Consider the following 6,354-nt stretch of genomic DNA (forward strand, 5'->3'; position numbering starts at 1 on the left):
CGGTCATCATCGGGCGGCCTCCGGGGCGTCGGGGGTGGACGGGGTGGGCATGCGCGGATGACGACGGCGGGCCGCGGCGCGCAGGCGGGCGCGGCGGGCCTCCTCGCCCCGGCGGTCCACCTCACCGCCGAGCGAGCGCAGCACGTCGATCACGAGCCCGACCACCACGAGGTACACGCCGATGTCGAACGCCGTGGCCGAGACCAGCTTGAGGGCGTCGCCGAACAGCGGCAGGTCGGTGAACTCCACCACATAGGACTGCAGGATCTGCCCGCCGAAGAAGAGCGGGGCGATCCCGGTGAGCGTGGCGATCGCCAGGCCCAGGCCGATCATGGGCCCGGCCGGGATCACGGAGGCCTCCTGCAGCTCGTACCGGCCGCCGGCGAGGAAGCGCAGCGTGAGGGCCAGGCCTGCGAGCAGGCCGCCGGCGAAGCCGCCGCCGGGGGTGTTGTGCCCGGCCAGCAGCAGGTAGACGGAGAGCAGCATCATGATCGGGAACATGAAGCGGGTGACGACCTCGAGGATGATCGAGCGCCGCTCGGGGGCCATCGTGTGGCCGGCCACGAGCCACTGGCCCTTGCGATCGTCCACAGCGAAGCTGCGCACGACGGACAGCTCGCGGGCCCCGAGCGAGGAGTCGGCGCCGAAGTCGCCGACGGAGCCGGGGGCGACGTCGTCGATGCTGCGGGTGCGCCCGTCGCGGTGCTGCAGGAAGATCAGGGAGGCCACGCCGGTGGCCGCGGCGGCCAGCACCGTGATCTCGCCCCACGTGTCCCACGCGCGGATGTCCACGAGGGTGACGTTCACGGCGTTCGTGCCGTAGCCGTCCGTGTAGGCGAGTTCCGGCATGGGCAGCGAGATCCGCTCCGCCGTGCGGGCGGCCAGCGCGGTGGCGGCGATCCACATCATGGTCAGGGCGAAGCCGCCGGCGACCGCCATACGGGCGATCCGCCGCGAGCCGGTGCGGCGGTCGTACCAGTCCGGCGGCAGCACGCGCAGGCCCAGGATGAGGGTGACCAGGATGATGGTCTCCACGAGCACCTGGGTGATCGCGAGGTCCGGGGCGCCGCGCATCGCGAACAGGGCGGCGGCGCCGTAGCCGGTCACGGACACCAGCATGATCGCCTTGAAGCGGCGGCGCGCGCGGACGGCGAACACGGTGGCGACGGCGATCATCAGCACCACGACCAGCTGCGCCGGGGTCTGGAACCAGGCGACGTCCGCGGAGAGGAACGAGGTGGCCAGCGTGCGCTCGCTGCGCCCCACGGGGAAGAGCAGGAACGCGGCCGGCAGCAGGAACGCGGTGGCCAGGATGATGCCCAGGTAGCGGCGCAGGGAGCCGGTCTGGGTGCGCCCCGTGACCCAGATGGCGACCTCGTCGAGGGCGCCGGTGATCTTCCGGTACGTGCGCAGGGCGTCGACCGGGAACTCGACGCGGCGCTGGAACGCCTCGACTCCCGGCCGGCCGAGGGCGAGCAGCGCGCCGAGCACCCAGACCCCCGCGGAGAGGGCGAGGATGGGCGTCCAGCCGTGCCAGAGGGCCAGGTGCGCCGGAGAGGCGGCCGGGTCCAGGGCCGGGATCGTGGCCGTGTGGGCGGCCAGCAGGTGCTCGAGGGGCCCGGGCAGGACCGCGAGCACCAGACCGGTGAGCGCCAGCAGCCCGGCGGGGGCCAGCTCGAGGAAGGTCACGCGCGTGTGGAAGCGGGTGGCGGGCACGGGGGCACCCTCGGGGGTGCGCTTGGTGGCGAAGGCACCCCAGAGGAAGCGCCACGTGTAGGCCACGGTGAGCACGGACCCCACGGCCATCAGCACGAGGGGCGCCCACGCGAGCAGACCGCCGTGGGCCGCGCCGTGGTCCGTCAGGCTCTGCAGGACCGCCTCCTTGGCCACGAACCCGAAGAACGGGGGCAGGCCGGCCATGGAGGCGGCGGCCAGGACGGCGACGGCGGCGAGGACGGGGTGGCGGCGGCCGATGCCGGAGAGCTCGCGCAGGTCACGGGTGCCGGCCTCGTGGTCGATGATGCCGACCACCATGAACAGCGGGGCCTTGAACAGGGCGTGCGCCAGGAGCATCGCGAGGCCGGCCAGCGCCGCGTCGCGGACGCCCAGCCCGTTGGCCACCATGAGGAAGCCGAGCTGGGAGACCGTGCCGTAGGCGAGCACGAGCTTGACGTCGGTCTGCCGCAGGGCCCGCCAGCCGCCCAGCAGGAGGGTCCACAGGCCCAGGCCGAGCACGAGCACCTGCCACGTGGCCAGCTCGTGGAAGGCGGGGGCCAGGCGGGCCACGAGGAAGACGCCGGCCTTCACCATCGCGGCCGCGTGCAGGTAGGCCGAGACCGGGGTCGGGGCGGCCATCGCGCCCGGCAGCCAGAAGTGGAACGGCGCCTGGGCGGACTTGGTCAGCGCGCCGATCAGCACGAGGCCGACGGCGACCTCGAGCAGGACGCGCCCGCCGTCGTCCGCGAGGAGGCCGGGGGCCGCGGCCAGCACGCCGGAGATCCGCCAGGACCCGGCGAAGTGGGCCAGCATGATCAGGCCCGCGAGCATGGCCAGGCCGCCGAACGTGGTGACGATCAGGGCGGTGATGGCGGAGCGGCGGGCGAAGATGCGGTGGCCCGAGTAGCCGATCAGCAGGAAGGACAGGACGGACGTGATCTCCCAGAAGGTGTAGAGCACCATCAGGTCGTCCGTGGTGACGAGCCCGAACATCGCGCCGGCGAACGCCAGCAGCTGCCCGCCGAACACCGCGTTGCGCGGCTCGTGCTCCCGGAAGTAGCGGGCGCAGTAGGCCAGGACCAGCGCGCCGACTCCCAGCACGATCAGGGACATGAACGCGGCCAGCACGTCCATGCGGAACGCGAGCTCGATCTCGAGGTACGGCACCCACGGCACGGCGCGGTCCAGGTGCGCCGCCGAGGCCGGGACCGGCCGGCCGGCGTCGAGCGCCTCCTGCAGCGCGAACACGTGCGGCAGCTGGGTGAGCAGCCAGACGAAGCCCGCCGCGGGGGCGGCGGCGAGCAGATAGAACCCCTGACGTCCCGTCCACCGGAAGATCACCGGGGCGGCGAGCGCGACGACGAAGAGCGCGGTCAGGATGACGAGCATGCGGTCCCTTCGTCAGGCACGGGCAGGGGTACGGTCCAGCCTAGCGGAGGGATGCGCCCCACCCGGGGTCAGCGGACCGATTCCGCGCTCCGCGTGATCGGCTCCGTGACCCGGGCGAACAGCAGCCCACCGGCCACGAGCACGACGGCGATCACGGGGATGACCACCCGGTTGTCCGGGTGCAGGGCGAGCGCGAGCGTCACGAGCGCGGGCGTGATGAACCCGACCGCGCGGCCCGTGGTGGCATACAGCCCGAACACCTCGCCCGCCGTCCGCGGCGTGGTGAGCCGGCCCAGGAACGCGCGCGAGGCCGACTGCACCGGGCCCACGAACAGGCACAGCGCCAGCCCGCCGACCCAGAACGCGAGGGTGCCCGAGGCGAAGAACAGCGCCCCGGCCACGAGGACCATGGCGGCCAGCGAACCGAGGATCACCCGGCGCGGGCCGACTGCGTCGTCGAGCTGCCCGCCCACGAAGGCGCCCAGGGCGGCCACCACGTTGGCCGCGATCGCGAACAGGACCACGTCCGAGGCCGCCAGCCCGTAGACCGTGGTGCCCAGGATGGCGCCGTAGACGAACACCGCGCCCACGCCGTCGCGGAACACCGCCGAGGCCACGAGGAACCACAGCGTGTTCCGGTCCTCGCGCCACATCCGGGCCAGCGTGGCCCCGAGCTCGCGGTAGGAGCCCAGCACCGACTCACGGCGCGGCCCGCCGTCCGCCGCCGGGGCGGGCGCCGGGTCCGGCACGGCCACCAGCACCGGGATCGCGAACACCAGGAACCACGCCGCGGCCACCAGCGCCACGACCCGGATGTTCAGCCCCTCGTCCTCCGTGATCCCGAACCAGTGCGCGTCCCCCGAGACGAAGCCCACGAACACGATCAGCAGCAGCAGGATGCCACCGAGATAGCCCGCACCCCAGCCGATGCCCGAGATCCGGCCGATCGTGGCCGGCGTCGAGATGTGCACGAGGATCGCGTTGACCTGCACCTCCGCGAACTCGAAGAACACCGTGCCCAGGGCGATCAGGGTGACGCCCAGCAGCAGCGAGGACTCCTCCGGGGTGACCCAGAAGCAGGCCGCTGTGCACACGATCACGGCGCCGGTGGTCACCCCCAGCCAGAGGCGGCGCCGGCCCGCGCCGTCCGCGCGCCGGCCCAGCACGGGCGCGGTGACCGCGATGACGACGCCGGCCACCGCCATCGCCGTCGAGAGCCAGGCCGTGCCCCGCTCGTCCGGCCCGAACGCGTCCGAGGCCAGGTAGGTGCCGAACACGAAGGTGACCATGACCGCGTTGAACGCGGCCGAGCCCCAGTCCCACAGCGCCCACGCGGCCACCTGGCGACGCGGGGCGGCGGAGGCGACCGGCGGGAGCGCGGCGCCGGTCATCGCTCGATGCGGGTGAGGTGGAAGTCGCGGTGCGCCCGGGAGGCCGTGGGCCCGCGCTGACCCTGGTACCGGTTCTGGTTGGCCCCGGTGCCGTACGGCGACTGGGCCGCCGAGGAGAGCCGGAAGAAGCACAGCTGGCCGATCTTCATCCCCGGCCACAGCGTGATGGGCAGCGTGGCCACGTTGGACAGCTCGAGCGTGACGTGCCCGGAGAACCCGGGGTCGATGAACCCGGCGGTCGAGTGCGTCAGCAGGCCCAGCCGGCCCAGCGAGGACTTGCCTTCGAGGCGGGCGGCGAGGTCGTCCGGCAGGGTGACCTGCTCATAGGTGGAGCCGAGCACGAACTCCCCCGGGTGCAGGATGAACGCCTCGTCCGGGTCCACCTCCACCAGCCGGGTCAGCTCGTCCTGCTTCTGGCGCGGGTCGATGTGCGCGTACCGGTGGTTGTCGAAGAGCCGGAAGTACCGGTCCAGGCGCACGTCCACGGACGCGGGCTGGACCATCGCCGGGTCGAGGGGGTCCAGGCCCACGCGCCCGGAGTCGAGCTCGGCGCGGATGTCGCGGTCGGAGAGCAGCACGGCTCAGTCCATTCGCACGACGACGGCCAGCGGTGTGCGCTCGCGACCCTGGCCCAGCGGGTTGTCCGCGAAGGCGGCCTCGAGGGCGGCGGCCGACGCGGCCGTGTCCTTGCCGAGGGCGTTGCGGCCGATGTCGTTGGCGTCCATCACGACGGTGCCGGCGAAGGAGGCCTTCGCCCAGGCCGGGATGTCCGCCGCCCGGATCATCGCCGAGACCTCGGCGGCCACCCGGTCCGGCTCGGCCGGCGGCAGCTTGGCCGAGACGTTGGCCGGGAACGTGGAGTAGGTGGTGGGCCCGTCGATCGCGCGGACGTTGCCGCCCACCACGTTGTAGAACACACCGCGCTTGCCGGCGACCTTGCCGGCGGCGCCGGCGGCCGCGGAGAGCACGATGCGCGGCAGTCCGGCCTCCTGGATGGCCAGCTGCATGGTGGTGGGATCGCCCAGGCCGATGCCCGCGGGCGTGCGGGTGACCAGGCGGGAGAGGGCGCGGGCGGCCACGGAGGGGCGGACCTCCCAGGTGTAGTAGGAGCGGCCCTGGGTGATGGCCACGATCTTCTCGGACACGGAGAAGTGCCACGGGGCGTCCTGCGGCATCGCGTCCGCGGGCAGGTCGCGGAAGAAGTCCTCGATCTCGCCGCGCAGGTAGGCCTGCAGGTCCGTGTCCCGGTCCACCAGGCCGGTCTGCACCGGGAAGCGGCGGTAGCGGCGGCCGTCCTCGGCGGAGACCAGGTCGAGCTCCTTGCCCGGGTTCGGCTCGTGGTCCGGCTTGGCCGGCGCCGGGGCGCTACCGGCCTCGTCGACCGCGGCGGCGGGGCCGGCCGGGGCGGCGTCCGCGTCCACCGCCTCGCGCAGCCAGAGCTCGAGGTTGAGCAGGCGCCAGAAGCGCTCGGGGTCGTGCCGGCGCGGGTGGGCGAGGAAGTCCTCGAAGAGCGCGCGGACGGTGGGCGCGTCGGCGTACGGGCGGGCGGCGAACGAGTCCGAGGCGAACACCTCGCGGACCGGCTCGCGCAGGGCGAGCAGCAGACCGGCCGCGGCGTCGTCGTCCGCGGGACGGGCCGGCGGGAGGACGGCGTCCACCAGGCCGGCGAGCCGCCAGCGCGGCACGCCGCGATCGGCGGGGCGCTCGTCCGCGTGGGCGTCGACGAAGGCCGAGTTCAGCAGCGCCTCGACGGGCACGTCGGCGCGCTCGCGGGAGTCGGCCAGGCGTGCGGCGACGTCGCGGCGGGTCGCGGTCAGGGTGCGCGCGGCACCGCGCAGGCCGCGGGACGCGTCGGCGG

General features: G+C 73.9%; 4 protein-coding genes and 1 pseudogene. All 5 read right to left on the reverse strand.

Going from position 1 to position 6,354, the window contains the following annotated elements; all coding sequences use genetic code 11:
* Positions 1-6: 6 nt before the first annotated feature.
* The gene (locus tag QL983_RS09715) at positions 7-3,105 is read right to left on the reverse strand and encodes a Na+/H+ antiporter subunit A (RefSeq protein WP_036317154.1); all 3,099 of its coding nucleotides are present in this window, start codon (positions 3,103-3,105) and stop codon (positions 7-9) included.
* Positions 3,106-3,173: 68 nt separating this feature from the next.
* The gene (locus QL983_RS09720; RefSeq protein WP_356768370.1) at positions 3,174-4,076 is read right to left on the reverse strand and encodes an MFS transporter; all 903 of its coding nucleotides are present in this window, start codon (positions 4,074-4,076) and stop codon (positions 3,174-3,176) included.
* Positions 4,059-4,550, reverse strand: a pseudogene (locus QL983_RS11460) (MFS transporter); the annotation flags it as partial. The pseudogene QL983_RS11460 and the gene QL983_RS09720, both read right to left, overlap by 18 nt.
* Positions 4,493-5,074 carry a dCTP deaminase gene (gene dcd, locus QL983_RS09725; RefSeq protein WP_127435185.1) on the reverse strand — a complete coding sequence of 194 codons (582 nt, stop codon included), beginning with the start codon at positions 5,072-5,074 and terminating at the stop codon, positions 4,493-4,495. The gene dcd and the pseudogene QL983_RS11460, both read right to left, overlap by 58 nt.
* Before the next feature lie 3 nt (positions 5,075-5,077).
* A partial coding sequence (locus QL983_RS09730; RefSeq protein WP_290152687.1) for a hypothetical protein occupies positions 5,078-6,354 on the reverse strand: 1,277 nt, incomplete at its 5' end.

Origin of the sequence: Micrococcus sp. APC 4021 (assembly GCF_030407635.1) — a bacterium.
In the GTDB taxonomy this organism is placed as follows: Bacteria; Actinomycetota; Actinomycetes; order Actinomycetales; family Micrococcaceae; genus Micrococcus; species Micrococcus luteus.